The sequence below is a fragment of the Rhodopirellula maiorica SM1 genome (assembly GCF_000346295.1).
GTDB classification, from domain to species: Bacteria; Planctomycetota; Planctomycetia; order Pirellulales; family Pirellulaceae; genus Novipirellula; species Novipirellula maiorica.
This window is the reverse complement of record NZ_ANOG01000162.1, coordinates 1-15,837: the sequence shown is the minus strand read 5'-3', so window position 1 is coordinate 15,837 and position 15,837 is coordinate 1. Positions and strand designations below refer to the sequence as shown.

Genomic DNA, 15,837 nt, shown 5'->3' with positions numbered 1-15,837 from the left:
ACCGGCGACATCGAAGTCTAGGAGCTCAGCAATGGCACAGTTCAGCGTCAACGCGAATCGATTTGATCCGTACAAGAACTTCAAGTTCCGCGTGAAGTGGGACGGCAAGTATGTTGCTGGCGTTAGCAAAGTCGGCGGTCTAAAACGGACGACCGAAGTGGTGACCCATCGCGAAGGCGGTGACCCCAGCAGTAGTCGCAAGTCTCCGGGACGAAGCGAATATGAGGCGATCACACTCGAACGCGGTGTCACGCACGACACCGAGTTCGAGAAGTGGTCGAACAAGGTTTGGAACTATGGGTCTGGCTTGGGTGCCGAAGTCTCGTTGAAGGACTTCCGCAAGGAAATCATCCTCGAGGTTTACAACGAAGCAGGTCAGCTCGCGATCGCTTACAAGATCTATCGATGTTGGGTGTCAGAGTTCCAGGCTTTGCCGGAACTCGATGCGAACGCCAATGCCGTCGCGATCCAAACGATCAAGCTTGAAAACGAAGGTTGGGAACGTGACTACGAAGTTGGCGAACCGACCGAGGAAACCTTCACTGAGCCAACAGCCTAATAATTTGCTCTCACGCGGGAGAGTCGAGCCGAAGCGAGGAGATTAGCGAACCGGTTCGCAAACGCCGAACGTTCGCCCAAGCAGCAACATTGCCCATTCCGGCCGCTACCGCGCCCGGCTCTCCAACGAGGCGCGTGGAAACAACGGAAAAACAACATTGATTGAGTAAATTTCGTGATGAACGCCGATGCACAACTACTACTTGCTTGGGAACGCGGTTTCGGAAGACCTCCGATGGAGCAAGCAATCGTGATGTTGGCGACCGCGATTCCGCAACTTTCAACGAAGCAGATTGTCGAAATGCCAATCGGGCGTCGCGATGGCATGCTGCTGGATTTGCGTAAGCGTTTGTTTGGCAATCGCATTGAATTATTAGGAGACTGCCCCGAGTGCAGCGAAGTTGTCGAGTTGGACTTCGAAGTCGATGACATCCTGTTGGAGTCAGCAACGCCCCAAGACGTGTACATAACCGAGGTGGACGGCCTGGAGATCGCGTTCTGTCTCCCCACTACCAAAAATCTAGTTGCCGTGACAAACGTCGCTCCCGACAAGCGAGCCGACGAAATCATCACGGCCTGTGTAACGCGCGTGGGCGAAAACGAACACTGGCAAGGCGAAGTATCACTCACTGCGTCAATGCAACAAAGAATTACCGCCGCGATGGCCGAGCAAGACCCACAAGCCGACGTGCAACTAGAACTCGAATGCGTCGCTTGCCAGCATCGCTGGACGTCACCGTTCGACATCGTTTCGTTGCTATGGAGTGAGCTGAACGCCTGGTGTCAACGACTACTGGGTGAGATTCACACGTTGGCGAAAGCTTACGGTTGGACCGAACACGAGATTCTGTCGCTGGGCAGATGGCGCCGCCAAGTCTACTTGAACATGGTGCGTCAATGAACGGATACCTCGAACAACTAACGGCCCGAGCCCTGGGGCAACTGGATTCGCCGGTTCGCCCGCGAATCGCCTCACGATTCGAATTGCCGTTGGAGACTCAGTCTGGGGAATCTCTGGTCGAGTTCGTGAATGAATCTACAAACGTGTCGCCGACCGACATGATTCAAGATCGTCACAATCAGCGGCCTGTTCAGAACAGCGTCACAGACGCACGGGCAACCGTCGCGTCAACACCGAATGTTCCGCCTACGGAACATGAGTCGATGTCGCTACTGGATTCGACTCGTTCGGAAAGTCATAAGTCACCGGAAAACTCTTGGGCGTCGGTCGTCCCTCCGGTTCCTGAGGTCGACGACAGGTCCACACGTTCCCTGACCCAGCGTCTTGATCAACTCGACACTCAACTGGCCAACTTAACCGGTCAGTCGACTCCGCCAGCTGCCCCAGTCATCGCGTCCAACAATACACCGCGCGCATCCGGTGATACCACGACAATCGAGAGCCACCACCATCACGAGTCTCGTGAAGTCGTTCAGCACACAGAAAACCTCCGCCAGGTTCATGAGCACGCGGTCCTGCGGGAGTTGAACCCAAAGACGCCAATTGTTGCGATTGAATCGGAACTGGATCGAACACAACCGAGCGAACTACCCACCGTTGTGATCGAATCCGACAACGACAGGCAACGTTCAGTACGCGTAAGGCCAGACGCTCCGACAATGATCGAACGGACCGTGCATCTCCAGCCGAACATTGTGATCAACCAATCGATGCCGCGACACCAGATGTCTCCACCCAAGATCATTGTCGAGCAGCAGCCTGTCGCATCACCGTCACATACCGTCACGGTCACGATCGGCCGCATCGAAGTGCGATCACCCAAACAAGCCGCGCCGACGTTGCCCAAACCGCAACGTGCGAACCCGCGGATCATGAGTCTCGATGACTACGTCCGCCGGCGAGCGGGAGGTGCATCGTGAGCAATTCGCTTGCCATCGCAGCAGTCACGCGTTCGATTCAGTTGATGTTGCAAACTTATGCCAAGGTCGATTGTACGACCAAGTCACCGGATAAAGCGGCTGGCGACGGCGAAGGTGCGAGAGTCAACCTGTTTCTCTATCACACCATGCCGAATCCCACCTGGCGAAACCTTGATATCCCAGGACGCGTCGGTCGCGGTGAAAAGGGGAATCCACCGCTCGCCTTAAACCTGTACTACTTATTGACGGCTTATGGAGAAGACGGGGCCAACTTGGCGGATCAACGAACGCTAGGGCAAGCGATGCAAGTGTTGCATGACCGTCCCGTGATCAAACGAGCCGATGTCAAAAGCTTTCTTCCGGCGGATTTGTTGGCCAGCGGTCTCGACGAACAGCTTGAGCATATTCGAATCGTGCCCGACACGTTGAACATCGAAGAAATGTCGCGTCTGTGGACCACCTTTCAAACTCAGTACCGCGTTTCCGCTGCCTATCAAGCCGCGGTCGTGTTGATTGAAAGCGATCGCCCCACGCCTTCCGCGTTGCCGGTGGCCAAACGCGGCAAGGATGATCGCGGCGCCCGCACCGACGTGGGGATCGATCCAGTGCTACAAGGCATCGAATACCGCGGCGACCCCCAGCAACCGGCACTTCCCGCCGCCAACGTTGGCTCGAAGATCACGATTGTCGGATCAAATCTGCCGGCGGTCGGCCTGTCGGTCGTCGTTCGCGATCTGAAACAGGAACTGAACGGTTCGGTCGATGACAACGTTGTGGCGACGCTTGAGCCCACCGTCGAAGTCGCTGGAAGCCGATTGGTCGCCCAGCTGAGCGAGGGTCTCGGAGTCTGGCCCGCCGGAATGTTGTCTCTCGAAGTCGCCTTCAACAAAGGCGATCAAGTCGTCACCAGCAATTCCGTCCACCTCGCACTCGCGGCTGAGATCCAAACCAGTGCGGCCCAGGAATCAGCGATCGCGTTTGTCGACGAGACGCAGGGGACGCTGGCCGTCAGCCTGAAACATCCGCTCGGACAAGATCGTCGAGTGATGTTGATTCTGAATCGCTACGAAGCACCAGACGACGAGGCACCCTCACCGCCGCCGAAACCGAACAGTTTTTTTCAAATCCCACAATTGCCCGACGATACCGGCATCGGCAACCTTAACCCGACGTTCGACGTCTCGAAGGTTCCTCCGGGAACGTACTGGATACGTATTCGCGTCGACGGCATCGACAGCATGTTGATGACCGGCACACAAGACCCAGAAACCAAACGATGGAGCGTCGACCTGGACAACAATCAAAAGGTAACGATTTAAAGATCACCCTCCCGACGGGAGGGGCGGACGGGACGTCCGGGGAGGTCAAACAAGGTGACCCTCTCCGGGCCTGAGAGCCCGACTCTCCCAGAGGGAGAGTAAAGAATCAATCGGACACAGAAAGCAAGGAACGATGAAACCTACCATGTTCAACTTCGACCACTGGCAAACCGTCAACGAAACCTACCTGTCGAGATCCCTCGACTGGCTGCGTTCGCGTTTGCAACAACTGGCCGAAGCCGACGACGTCTCCTCGCCCCCTGAACCGCAGGCGTTAGCCTCGGGTCTTTCCGATTCGAACACCGACTTGGACAGCGACTACCAACCCGCCCTCGAAGTTCTCGCTGGTCGATTCCAACTCTCCGAATTCGAGAAACAGGTATTGCTGCTCTCCGCCGCAATGGAATTCGACACTCGGATCGCCGGACTATGTGTTGCCGCGCAAGGTGACGCCGCGAAGCCCTATCCAACCGCGTCGCTCTGCTTTTCGCTCTTCGACGACGGCGCCTGGGATCTGCTCTCCCCCGAGCGACCCTTGCGGCACTCGCATCTGATCGAGATCGACCGTCATCCGCAAGTCGCGTTGACCGCCAGCCCGATCCGAATTGACGACCGAATTGCCAGCTACATTAAAGGCCTGAACTTCATCGATGAGCGATTGAGCCTGCTCGTCTCACCGCTGAACCAGCACGACGACAACGACCTGCCCCCATCGCAGCAAGCGCAAGTCGAACAGGTTCTGAATTCCTTGCAGCGGGCAGGTGAAACCGGGCACCGCTACCCCATCGTGCAGTTGCTCGGCCCGAACGATGCCGACAAACGCAGCATCGCCGGCGAGTTGGCCCGGCATCTTGGCCTTCGACTCTATCAGCTGACTGCTGACCTGATTCCGCATTCAATCGATGATGTCGACACCTTCGTTCGCCTTTGGCAACGAGAATGCCAGCTCGTCCCGATGGGGCTGTTCCTTTCTATCGGCGACGACGGTGAAAAGAATACCGAGCGATCAGCGATGCGATTGCTGGAACGTCTCTCCGGGATCGTGGTCGTCGACGCTCGGGATCGGTTGCCCGATACCCGCGCGCCGTCGTTGCGGGTCGACGTTTCCAAACCGAGCGCGGATGAACAGCTACAATCTTGGGCGGATCTGTTGCCCGATTCTATCAGCGACGTCGCCGGGCAACTCGTAGGGCAATTCGATCTGACCTTGTCGGCCATCAGTGAGATCGCTGATGCCGTTTCCGACATTGCTGAATACACCTCAGACGTGATCAGCGGACAACTCTGGAACGCATGTCGCCAGTGCACGCGGCCCAAATTGGAAGAGCTTGCCCAGCGGATCGACGTCAAATCCAGCTGGGATGACATCGTGCTCGCCGATGACGCATTGGAACTGCTGCATCAGGTCGCCGCGCAGGTCCGTCATCGCGGCAAAGTACTCGACCAATGGGGCTTCCGCGACAAAGTCAATCGCGGCCTCGGCGTGACGGCCCTGTTCGCCGGCGAAAGCGGTACCGGCAAAACGATGGCGGCCGAGGTGATCGCCCACGACCTGGATCTCGATCTGTATCGCATCGATCTGTCCAGCGTAATCAACAAGTACATCGGCGAAACCGAAAAGAATCTCCGTCGGCTGTTTGACGCCGCCGAAAGTGGCGGCGCGATCTTGTTCTTCGACGAAGCCGACGCGTTGTTCGGCAAACGGAGCGAGGTCAAAGACAGCCACGACCGTTTCGCCAACGTTCAAGTCAACTACCTGCTACAGCGGATGGAATCGTACCGAGGCCTGGCGATCCTGGCGACAAACAACAAGCAATCGCTCGACCCCGCCTTCACACGCCGATTGCGATTCATCATCGATTTTAATTTTCCCGAAGCGGCCGAGCGAAAGCAGATCTGGCATCGAGTCTTCCCCGAATCCACACCACTTTCGGGCCTCGACTACAACCACCTCGCCAAACTCCGGCTAACGGGTGGCAATATCTACAACATCGCGCTCAATGCCGCCTTCGCGGCCGCGAGTGATCTGCCTTCGATCGACATGCCCACGATTCTGGCAGCCAGCAAGAGCGAAATGATCAAATCCCAAAAGCCCCTCAACGCCAGCGACTTCCGCTGGGCCAATCTGGAGGTAGCGACACGATGAACATCAACTTCCAGATCGAACGCATCGTACTGGACGGCATTGATTTCGACTCCCGCAATGAAGAAATGTTTCGAAGTGCCGTAACGAGCGAGTTGGCTGCCCTACTTGGTCGTCAACCGCACTTAGCATCGTCTCATGAGAATAGCGATTCGGGCAATGTTGACCGCACGGTAGTCCAAACCGGAGTATCAAAACATCGATCTCTAGGACAACAATTGGCGCGTGAGATTCATGGAACTCTCGGTCGTGACACCAATCGCGCGGAGAGAGATTCCGGGAGGCAGACGCCATGATCAGAGCCTCCGCACCAAAACCCTCGTCTGCGAAACCAGCCTCTATTTTAGCGTTAACATCGACCCACATTCGTCTGCAGCCCAAGTTCACGGTCAACACTCCTGGCGACAAATACAAACAAGAAGCCGACCGCGTTGCTGATCAAGTAATGCGGATGCCTTCTAAGAGTGGGGCGTTGCCCCAAGTATCGGAATCCACCATCGGTGCGACCTCAAGTGGCGATATTAGTGGTCCCCAGATTTTTCGGAGTGAAGACGTCGCTCACCCAGAAGAAGAGAATTGCAGGGACGTTTCCCGGCAACCCGATCCGGGGTGTCAAGCAATTATTGAATGTATGGAAACTTTGATAGAGGAAATCATAGGCCGAATCCGTGCAATGGAAGAAGACGGCGGCGGCGACAAGGGGCACAAAATTCGACTCAAGGATGTCCAGGATATCCTTCAAACTCTCATCATAAAGGCGCTCTTATCGTGTCGGGGAGAGCTTGATCCAGAATTGGAAGAAGAGGCACGACGCTGGGTTAAGGAAATGCCATTCCAACGGCAACAAATCGAACTCAAAACAATTTTAGAGATTGCCGGGTGGACCGCAGCTGCAATCGCGGCGATTTTGATTTTGGTCGCATTCGCTCCAGTTGAAGCCATTATTGCAGCGATTGTCGCATTGGGTGGCACACAGGTATTTGCCGAGGAGGCTGTTGTAAAAGCCGGAATTGGTTCCAGTAGCCCTGAAAATTCGACGAAACACAAAAGTATCCGAAACGGCGCTAACGCGAATCAAAGCTCAATCGAAAAATCTGCTCCGAAAGTCAACGCCAAAATTCCCCAATCTATTATCCAACCCAAGCTAACAATCAACACTCCTGGCGACAAATACGAGCAGGAAGCTGACCGCGTGGCCGAGCAAGTGATGCGGATGCCCGAACCGAAATTGCAACGAAAATGCAGTTGCGTCGGTTCAATGAAAAGTGGCGAGTGTCCGGAATGCAAGAAGAAAAAGAAGGAAGCGAGTGGAACGTTGCAGCGAGTGGCGAGTGCTCCGGTGGGAGGGATGACTGCGCCACCGATCGTCCACAATGCGCTGAATTCCCCAGGGTCACCGCTGCCGGCAGTGACTCGATCCTTTATGGAGTCACGTTTTGCGCAAGACTTCAACATGGTCCGTGTGCATACTGATTCGCACGCCGAATCTTCGGCTCAAGCGATATCTGCGAGGGCTTACACTGTGGGCCAAGACATCGTCTTCGGTCGAGGGCAGTTTCAACCGGAATCATCATCGGGCCGGCACCTTTTGGCTCACGAATTGGCCCACGTGGTTCAGCAGCAAGGAAACTTGGCAAAACCCCGGTTCGGCGCTGGTGGTTCGCAAGCTGAGGCGAGTAGTCCCTCGCGTGCGTCAGATCCGACTACGTTGCGGAGAAAGCCTGAGGTAAGCTCAGTCTCGGAATCGGTTACACGGGTGACGATCTCGTGTAGCGACCGGCGAATCGTGTTTGAGACGCCCAGTGTCAACTACGTCTATGCACTCAATGAATGTGACCTATCAGAGGGCAGCTATTTAGCTAACGTTTCGACGGCAAATGGTAAGGTCCGATTCGAACTCGCGAACGCACCCAATGGGCTACGGTTTAAGTTCGTCTATGACATTGCGCCCGGCCAGGTAAACCCTGCTAGGTTGTTCAAGAATCAGACATCAGTGGCGATCGAAGCGACTGCCGGCCTTAGTCAATCCCTCGCCCGCAAGGCCGATGTGTCGCTTGATGACCAGCAACAGACGCAGGCAAGCGAGCAATCTTCGGAAGAGACCGATTATCAGCAATTCAAAAGCCTGGTGATTAACGCGGGTAAGCTCAGGTTGCTCAACAACAAAAAGAACTTAGAGGAGTGGAAGACCTTCATCGAACAGAAACTCTCAACCGAGCAGTTGGACTCTCTCGTCTTGGCTGAGAAAACTCGACAACTCGACGCGACCGCCGAGAAGCGTGGCACGGTCGCGGATCTCGACCGCTTCTACCGTGCCGAATCACCGGTGGAACGCGAATATGCGAAGAACCTTGTCACCGGTGCACAGTGCCCAAGCTGCCATGCCGAGCAACGCGTATGGCAAAGCAAATCGTCCGCTTCACAGAACGATAGGGCGAGCCGAGCTTGGACTCCCATTGAAAATCGCATGCGATTAGCAGCGGATCAAGCCGCGCGTCAACCGATTCCAAGGCCCGACTTCATACGCGACCTTCCGTCATCTCCTGCCAGCAAAGAGCTTTCATCGTTTACGTCGGTGGAGTCAGCACGAACATCACGAAACATGATTCGTCCGTACTTGGAGCCGCTTGGGCCACAGGGTTACCGAATCATCGGCGCGAACGACGGAGACGGTTCGCCGGAGGAAGTGCGCACCAAAGTCTTGGCCGCAATCGCGCAGCGGATCGCTGACTACGAGGCTCTCATGCAACGAATATCAGAGCCTGATTTCGACTACTTGGAGCTGCGCCCAATCGTCCGCGATCTACTTATTGTTGCCAGTGAACAGGTCCGCAACCGTGTCAATGGCGAGATCGCGTCGGCCGAATCATGGGAAACGGTAAAGAACATTGCGGTGGGATTGGCCGCGTTGGGAACTCTCGTTTTGATCGTGTTTCCTCCCACATCCGCGCTCGGAGCTGCCGGCGCTGTTGCGATCGAGGGAGGGCTGGCGGCGTACGGCGTTGTCAGCGGAATTGAATCCGTAGAAAAAGGGAGTCTTTACTCGTTGGGCCAGGGTGCGAATGACGTCTTCGATCCCGAACAACAGGACGCGGCTCGCGTGCTCCAGGGGATGGGCTATCTGAGTGTTGGGCTATCTGCGGTTGGGGCGGTGGGAACCACTTTAAAAAGTGTGCGGTTAGTACGTTCGGTGGCCGGAGAAGGAAAGTCGGCAGCAGGCACGGTGACTGCGATCGAAGGGGAGGCTCAGGGCTTTAAGGTGCGAGTCACCCAAATGGAAACTCCCAATCCCCGAATCCAGGTGCTAGATGACGCTGGAAATGTGGTGCGAGAAGGTCCTGCTGATGAGTTCGCCGGAGCAGTGGCAAAGAGCACCAAGTCTGAAGGCACAGCAACATCACTCGGCGAGGCGCCCGGAGCGGGATCGAAAACTACTGGACCGCCAAAAGTGGAGTCCGTCGAGGACTTTTTGAAAAGAGGCGGGAAAATTACGAAGGGTCCCTCAAGACCGACTCCCGAGTCGGAGGTGACCGCTCGCCCCACTTCCGAATACAAGAATAAGCCCGCGTCGGGTGGCGAGCCAGCTCCTTATCGCGGACGCGGCTCTGAGCAGATGAGGAAGAACTTCGCACACGACCTCGGCGCACACCAAGGGCACGAGATGGCAGCGGAGCGAGGATTGACGAAGGTCTTTGACAATCCGCGTGGTCCGTCCAGCACCACTCGTGGTTTTGACAGTATCTACAGAACAGAGTCGGGCGAACTCGTAATTGTCGAATTCAAAGGAGGCACCGCCACGCTGCGCCCGCGGCAAATGACCAATAAATGGGTGAACGATGAGATCGCAAATCTCGAAAGAGAGTTACCTTTTCATCCAGTCGTCAAAGAGCTTAGATCGGCCCTACGTCAAAGACGCCTGAGCGGCGAAACGTATTCAACGAAGATCGATGAATTTGGAAGGCCGTCGCCAACAACTGTACAGACGCATGGTACGTATCGTGAAATTCCGTGATGGAACCATCGCCAGAAAATTTAAGAAATGCCTAAGACAGTAAGTACAAACGACCATACGGTATGTCCGAATGTCAACAATTACGAACTCCCCCAAACTACTCAAAGGCGGCATCGTGCTGATGGACGCTGGTAGCGGTGCTGTGCAGCGGATTATTTCGCTGCAGTACAACCCTGAGACGGTTTCTCGGACATTACAGGTCCAGGCTGCTGAGTCTTCGGGTCAGGGTGGTGATCGGAGTGAGGCGCTGCGGTTGACGGGGCCGCCCGTCGAAACGATCAAGCTGGACGCGGAGATCGATGCGACCGATCACCTCGAACATCCGCAACAATCGCCCAATCAAACGGCGATCGAGTTCGGCATTCAGCCTCAGTTGGCTGCGCTCGAAACGATTATCTATCCGACGTCGGGCCACCTCCGGCAGAACGATGCGGAACAAGCCGGCGGAACGCTGGAAATCTCCGCCATGCAGGCGCCGCTGACGATCTTTGTCTGGAGCAAGTCGCGGATCGCGCCGGTCCGGATCACCGACTTCAGCATCGAGGAACAATTCTTTGATCCTGACCTGAACCCAATCCGCGCCAAAGTCAGTCTGGGGATGCGGGTGTTGAACGTCAACGATCTCGGCTTCCGTCACCGCGGCGGCAGCCTGTTCATGAATTATCACCAGCAAAAAGAACAACTCGCCGCCATGCACGCTGGCGGTCGCTTCAGCACACTCGGTATCGGAGGCATCCCGTCATGAGTATTCGTTTTGCGGGACCGCAAATTCCGGGTGTCAACCCGAACCAACCCTTCCCGACGCCCGGCGGTTTGGAAGAGTCACTCTTCCCGTCGACCAGCCGCTATCACGGTCTGAAAACTCTCACGTACACCCGCGAGGACGGCAAACAGATCGCCTACTTGGAACGCCGCTTCCTGCCCGATCCGGACGACTTTGAAGACGTGCGAGAACACACCGTTGTCGAAGGCGATCGGCTCGACAACCTGGCGTACCACTATATCGGTGACGCCGAACAGTATTGGCAGATCGCTGATGCCAACGCCGCGATGCACCCGGAAGAGTTGACGGCCGAGATCGGTCGCAAACTGCGAATCACGTTACCTCGAGGTATTCCAGGAGCACCGCGTGCTTAAAGGCATTCACCTAACGTTGATGGTCGGACCGGCGGTGCCCGTCGCGGCATCGTACGAGGTGATGGAAGCGCTAACCAGCGTCCAAGTCACCGTGCCAACCGAAGGCGCGAGTGCCTTCGACCTGACGTTTGAATTGAGCAATCGCTCACCGCTGCACACGCTGTTTTTGCTTGCCGGCGGCGCGGGGATTCCGATCCTTCGCGTGGTCCTTGTCGCCACGCTGAATGGAACGCCCAACGTCTTGATCGACGGTGTGATGACCAACCACGAAGTCTCGCCCGGCAATCAAGGCAAAGCGACGATGTCGATCAAAGGGGACGACCTTTCGGTCGTGATGGATCACATCGACTTAAGTGGGATCCCGTATCCCGCAATGCCGATTTTCACGCGGGTCGCTGCGATCCTGGCCAAGTACGCGCCGCTCGGTGTGATCCCGAAGGTGATCCCCAACCTCAACCCCGTGCCGCCCAATCCCTTGGACCGAATTCCACGCCAGCAAGGGACCGACCTGCAGTACATCCAAATGCTGGCGAAGCAAGTGGGATACACCTTTTACATGGAACCAGGACCGAAACCGGGGACGAGCTTTGGTTACTGGGGGCCGCTGATCAAAACCGGCCCGGCACAACCCGCGCTGACAACCAACATGGACGCGCACACCAACGTCGAATCGTTGAGCTTTCGCTTCAACTCCAACAAGAAGATGTTGCCGATCGTTCTGATTCAGGAGCCGTTCACCAAGTTACCGATTCCGATTCCTATCGGTGACGTCGGGCCATTGAATCCGCCGCTGGGAGCCATTCCGCCGATTCCCCATAAGATCAAGTTGCTCAAGCAGACGGCCAAGATGTCATTCGCCGAGGCAGCCGAGGCGGGTCTGGGCGAAGCGTCGCGAAGCAGTGACGTCGTGTCGGCATCCGGCAGCCTGGATGTGTTGCGTTACGGTCGCATCTTGCAGCCGCGCAAGTTGGTCGGAGTGCGCGGTGCCGGTCATGCCTTTGACGGTTTGTACTACGTCGAAACCGTGACCCACAAAATCAAACGGGGTGAATACAAGCAGGACTTCACACTCAGTCGTAATGGTTTGGTTTCCACAGTCGGTAAGGTGCCAGCATGAGCATGTTTGACGTCGAAGAATATTCGTTGCAGTCGGGATCGAGCCAAAAGCACTACGGAAAATTCCGCGGTACGGTGGTCAACAACGTCGACCCGAAACAGATCGGTCGGATCCAAGTCATGGTGCCCGATGTTTCCAACGTTGCCATCTCAAGCTGGGCGATGCCGTGCCTGCCGTGGGGCGGCATTCAAATGGGCATGTTCTGTGTGCCGCTGGTCGGGGCCGGCGTATGGGTCGAGTTTGAACAAGGCGATCCCGACTATCCGATTTGGACCGGCTGTTACTGGGGCTCGGCGGCCGAGACTCCGGCCGGAGCGAAACTGGTTCCACCGGCTGTGCCGGGTATCACGCTGCAAACACCGACGCAAAACATGATTCAAATCAGTGACGTGCCGGGACCAACCGGTGGGATTCAATTGCGCACGCGAACTGGCGCGATGATTTCGATCACCGATGTCGGCATCACGATGACCAACGGCTTGGGGGCCACGATCTTGATGGCGGCCAACACCGTCGACATTAACTCCGGCGCTCTAACGGTGATCTAAATGTCGAGAAACAGAGACCAACGTACGTCGCACGTCCTTCGTCACCTCTCCCTCCGGGAGAGGCAGCAACCCAAATAAGGCAAGGATTCCGATCATGCCAGGATTCATCGTTCACATGGGCGCGACAGTGCAATGTACGCACGGCGGACAAGCGACGCCAACATCACCCAATCCGCGCGTGTTGGTGACGGGTCAACCGGTCACGACCGTACCGACGCAATACGTCGTCGCGGCCTGTCCGAATCCGCCACCGAACGCATCCAACGGGCCTTGTTTAACCGCGCAGTTCACATCGGGTGCCACGAGAGTCTTGGCCAGTGGCATCCCGGTCTTGGTCATGTCCAGCCAGGCGACCTGCGCACCAACCGGCGTGCCGGCAACGGTGATGATGACGCAAACAAGAGTCAACGCGCAATAACAACATCACCCTCCCGCGAAGTGGGAGGGTCGGACGGGGAAGTCCGGGGAGGGCCAGTCACCAATCCAAACCCCAAACTCCTAAAGACTACGGACTATCGACTCCAGACTAAAGAATGAACATTAAATTCCCCCTCCAATTCGATCATCGAGGCCGCACGGCGGAGAGCAGCGATACCGATCACATCCGCGAGATGATCGAGCAGGTATTGTTCACCAGTCCGGGCGAACGCGTAAACCGCCCGGAGTTCGGCTGCGGCATCATGCAGCTGCTCTTTGCTCCCAACAGCGACCAAATGGCCGCCGCGTTGCAAGCCAGCATCCAGGCGTCGCTCAATCGCTGGCTAGGCGACTTGATCGAAGTGCACGATCTGGAAGTCACCAGCGACGACGCGAGGCTACAAGTCAATCTCCAATACATCGTCACCCGAACGGGCGAACCGAGGCTCGACACGTTTGAGAGGAGGGCGGTGGCATGAATGAACTTTCCTTTTGTGATTCAGCCGCACGTCAACAAGGCACTGCCAGGCCAGGCGGGCTGAACGGAATCGACTTTGTCAATGTCAACTACCAAGATGATCATCTAGACCTTCATTTATACGACGCGGTAACCATTGTTAATGAAGCATCAATCGTTGTGACCGACAAACGGCGAAACACACAACTTGCGACAAGACTCGTGGCAGGTAACGGTACTTCGAGGCTAACAATCGGATTCACGAAGACCGAGCAAGCCCCGATCGAGGGTCGGACATACCGTCTACGCTTGTTGCGGGTTGAAGACGAACTCGTAACTGACGTTCCGCTGGACAACTTCGACCCTCGCGATCATGAAATTGACTTCATTTACAACCAAACGGTTTCATCCGAAGTCGATTTCCGTAAGTCAACGTCGCCGGACAGTTCCGTATTGCCGCGTCCGGAGATCAACTATCTGGCCAAGGACTATGGAAGTTTTCGGCAGTTGATCCTTGATCGCTTGGCTTTGACGATGCCGGATTGGCAAGAATCGCATGCAGCCGACACAGGGATGCAGTTTGTCGAGTTGCTGGCATATGTCGGAGATCGCTTGAGTTACTACCAGGACGCGGTGGCAACGGAGGGATACCTGGAGACCGCGCGGCGCCGAGAATCGGTCCGGCGTTTGGCCAGGATGGTCGACTACCACATGCACGAGGGCTGCAATTCTCGCGCACTCCTGTTTGTCGGTGCGGCAAGCGATTCCGTATCGGCCCCAGAGGACTTGTACTTTGCAACGATCATTCCCGCGTCGTTCCAGATTCCAAGAACGATTCATATCGAAGCCGATCTTCCCGATGAAGTTTTTCCTCATTTGGTCTGCTTTGAACCAACGCCGATCCCCGCCGATTCGTGGCGGCTGACATGCAATCAGATCAAACATCCCCAACTTTTTGTTTCATTGTTCGCAAGTAGGCCCCGCGCCGCAGACCTGCAGAATTCCTTGACGGCATCGCTCACTTCCGGCGTCAGCGCGTACTCGAGCGCACCAGCGCAGGAGTCCTTCGAGGCGATGGTTGATAGGGCAAATGCGATTCTGGAGAATGATCTGATGCCGAGCGGGTACGGGACCGCTCCAAGCGTCAGCCGCACTCAAAAGCTACCATTGCGAGAGCGAAATCGAGTACTGCTGGACTCGTTGTTGGCCGATTACATTTCATCTGCGCGTATCGATGGCTTTTGCACCATTACGAAGCGCACAACGAGATTGATTTCTATACATGGAATGAAGAGGAGTGCTGGATTCCCAAAGGCGCAACAGCGGCAAACTTGCTCGATTCATGGGAAGTACCGCCCGGAGAGTGCTTGCCTAATCAGCCGCAACCTGTTCGTCGAAGCGCCCTGTCGAGACTCTCGGTGGGCGATTTCCTGCTGATCGAGGAACGCGTTGGTCCACTCACCGGCGAATCGTCGGATGCGAACGAAAACCATCGGCAATTCGTTCGGCTGACGAAAGTTTTGTTCAGCCACGATCCGGCGCACGGCATGATCAAAGAAGATGGACCTCACAAAGGCAAGTATAAGGTTCCCCTGGTTGAGATCGAGTGGAACATCGCCGACAAGCTGCGATTCCCGGTTTGCGTTTCCTCACGTGCGCAGCCGACCAGCGGTTGTGAACTTGTTCAGCGAGTGTCGGTCGCTCGCGGCAATATCGTTCCCATTAGCCACGGGCGTACACAGGAGCCACGGGAGATCGGTACAGCGACCTCCAAGCTGCGACAGGTCGACTGCGGCGATCGATGGGATGATCCTGAAATCGTCGAGCTCTTTGATCGGTTCGAGCCTTTGATTGATGAGGCAAAGCTCACTTTTGCAGCGCCGATCGCGACGACTGTCACTGGATCCACTTTCAATGGCCATGATCCACGTGAAGCAGAGCCAGAGATTGAATTGGTTGGCATTCCCGGATTCGCCGACGGCAGAACGGTTAGGCTGCAGTTGGATCAACTGCATGAAACCAATGCCTTCGTTAATCGCTGGCGTACGCTCGAAGATGTCGAACGCCATGTTCTGGAGGACCAACTGAATGCCAGGGACTCCAGCGACTTGAGCCGACTGCCGAACCAGAGGCCGGAAAGACAACGAGAACTTCGAGAGAAACTGCGTGAATCCCTGACCTGGTATCCCAAGCGGGACTTGATCACGAGCCGTGAGTCAGATCGACACTTTGTGGTCGAAAACGATCA

At 56.1% G+C, this 15,837-nt stretch carries 15 protein-coding genes; all 15 read left to right on the top strand.

Features of this window, described 5'->3' with window-relative positions:
- Positions 1–31: 31 nt before the first annotated feature.
- A complete protein-coding gene (locus RMSM_RS04965; RefSeq protein WP_008692450.1) occupies positions 32–559 on the top strand; it encodes a phage tail protein in 528 nt (175 codons plus the stop codon).
- 177 nt (positions 560–736) lie between these two features.
- Positions 737–1,459 (top strand): T4 family baseplate hub assembly chaperone, encoded by a 723-nt coding sequence (locus RMSM_RS04960; protein ID WP_040764154.1) that lies wholly within the window; start codon positions 737–739, stop codon positions 1,457–1,459.
- Positions 1,456–2,439 (top strand): hypothetical protein, encoded by a 984-nt coding sequence (locus RMSM_RS04955; RefSeq protein ID WP_008692447.1) that lies wholly within the window; start codon positions 1,456–1,458, stop codon positions 2,437–2,439. The genes RMSM_RS04960 and RMSM_RS04955 overlap by 4 nt, the downstream gene beginning before the upstream one ends.
- The gene (locus RMSM_RS36445; RefSeq protein ID WP_008692445.1) at positions 2,436–3,758 is read left to right on the top strand and encodes a Pvc16 family protein; all 1,323 of its coding nucleotides are present in this window, start codon (positions 2,436–2,438) and stop codon (positions 3,756–3,758) included. The genes RMSM_RS04955 and RMSM_RS36445 overlap by 4 nt, the downstream gene beginning before the upstream one ends.
- A 133-nt stretch (positions 3,759–3,891) precedes the next feature.
- Positions 3,892–5,904, top strand: a complete 2,013-nt coding sequence (locus tag RMSM_RS04945; RefSeq protein ID WP_201767005.1) for an ATP-binding protein — start codon at positions 3,892–3,894, stop codon at positions 5,902–5,904.
- Positions 5,901–6,197, top strand: coding sequence for a hypothetical protein (locus tag RMSM_RS04940; protein WP_040764153.1), 297 nt, complete (start codon positions 5,901–5,903; stop codon positions 6,195–6,197). Before RMSM_RS04945 ends, RMSM_RS04940 begins: the two co-directional genes overlap by 4 nt.
- Positions 6,198–6,532: 335 nt before the next feature.
- Entirely contained in the window at positions 6,533–9,913 is a 3,381-nt protein-coding gene (locus RMSM_RS36440; protein WP_201767004.1) for an eCIS core domain-containing protein, read from the top strand.
- A gap of 70 nt (positions 9,914–9,983) precedes the next feature.
- Entirely contained in the window at positions 9,984–10,658 is a 675-nt protein-coding gene (locus RMSM_RS04930; RefSeq protein WP_008692440.1) for a CIS tube protein, read from the top strand.
- On the top strand, positions 10,655–11,050 hold the full coding sequence (locus RMSM_RS04925) for a LysM peptidoglycan-binding domain-containing protein (RefSeq protein ID WP_008692438.1): 396 nt from the start codon (positions 10,655–10,657) through the stop codon (positions 11,048–11,050). The genes RMSM_RS04930 and RMSM_RS04925 overlap by 4 nt, the downstream gene beginning before the upstream one ends.
- Positions 11,043–12,167 (top strand): hypothetical protein, encoded by a 1,125-nt coding sequence (locus RMSM_RS04920; protein ID WP_040764152.1) that lies wholly within the window; start codon positions 11,043–11,045, stop codon positions 12,165–12,167. Before RMSM_RS04925 ends, RMSM_RS04920 begins: the two co-directional genes overlap by 8 nt.
- A complete protein-coding gene (locus RMSM_RS04915; protein ID WP_201767003.1) occupies positions 12,164–12,715 on the top strand; it encodes a phage baseplate assembly protein V in 552 nt (183 codons plus the stop codon). The genes RMSM_RS04920 and RMSM_RS04915 overlap by 4 nt, the downstream gene beginning before the upstream one ends.
- A gap of 94 nt (positions 12,716–12,809) precedes the next feature.
- Positions 12,810–13,133 (top strand): hypothetical protein, encoded by a 324-nt coding sequence (locus tag RMSM_RS38085; protein WP_081614017.1) that lies wholly within the window; start codon positions 12,810–12,812, stop codon positions 13,131–13,133.
- Positions 13,134–13,248: 115 nt separating this feature from the next.
- The gene (locus RMSM_RS04905) at positions 13,249–13,611 is read left to right on the top strand and encodes a GPW/gp25 family protein (protein ID WP_008692430.1); all 363 of its coding nucleotides are present in this window, start codon (positions 13,249–13,251) and stop codon (positions 13,609–13,611) included.
- Positions 13,608–15,026, top strand: a complete 1,419-nt coding sequence (locus tag RMSM_RS41970; RefSeq protein WP_040764151.1) for a baseplate J/gp47 family protein — start codon at positions 13,608–13,610, stop codon at positions 15,024–15,026. Before RMSM_RS04905 ends, RMSM_RS41970 begins: the two co-directional genes overlap by 4 nt.
- On the top strand, positions 15,008–15,837 hold an 830-nt coding region (locus RMSM_RS04895; RefSeq protein ID WP_040764149.1), incomplete at its 3' end, for a hypothetical protein. The genes RMSM_RS41970 and RMSM_RS04895, both read left to right, overlap by 19 nt.

Bases quoted from the DNA above. Each gene is read 5' to 3' on its own strand.
- RMSM_RS04965 (WP_008692450.1), top strand. From the start codon at position 32: ATGGCACAGTTCAGCGTCAACGCGAATCGATTTGATCCGTACAAGAAC.
- RMSM_RS04960 (WP_040764154.1), top strand. From the start codon at position 737: ATGAACGCCGATGCACAACTACTACTTGCTTGGGAACGCGGTTTCGGA.
- RMSM_RS04955 (WP_008692447.1), top strand. From the start codon at position 1,456: ATGAACGGATACCTCGAACAACTAACGGCCCGAGCCCTGGGGCAACTG.
- RMSM_RS04945 (WP_201767005.1), top strand. From the start codon at position 3,892: ATGAAACCTACCATGTTCAACTTCGACCACTGGCAAACCGTCAACGAA.
- RMSM_RS04940 (WP_040764153.1), top strand. From the start codon at position 5,901: ATGAACATCAACTTCCAGATCGAACGCATCGTACTGGACGGCATTGAT.
- RMSM_RS36440 (WP_201767004.1), top strand. From the start codon at position 6,533: ATGGAAACTTTGATAGAGGAAATCATAGGCCGAATCCGTGCAATGGAA.
- RMSM_RS04930 (WP_008692440.1), top strand. From the start codon at position 9,984: ATGTCAACAATTACGAACTCCCCCAAACTACTCAAAGGCGGCATCGTG.
- RMSM_RS04925 (WP_008692438.1), top strand. From the start codon at position 10,655: ATGAGTATTCGTTTTGCGGGACCGCAAATTCCGGGTGTCAACCCGAAC.
- RMSM_RS04915 (WP_201767003.1), top strand. From the start codon at position 12,164: ATGAGCATGTTTGACGTCGAAGAATATTCGTTGCAGTCGGGATCGAGC.
- RMSM_RS38085 (WP_081614017.1), top strand. From the start codon at position 12,810: ATGCCAGGATTCATCGTTCACATGGGCGCGACAGTGCAATGTACGCAC.
- RMSM_RS04905 (WP_008692430.1), top strand. From the start codon at position 13,249: ATGAACATTAAATTCCCCCTCCAATTCGATCATCGAGGCCGCACGGCG.
- RMSM_RS41970 (WP_040764151.1), top strand. From the start codon at position 13,608: ATGAATGAACTTTCCTTTTGTGATTCAGCCGCACGTCAACAAGGCACT.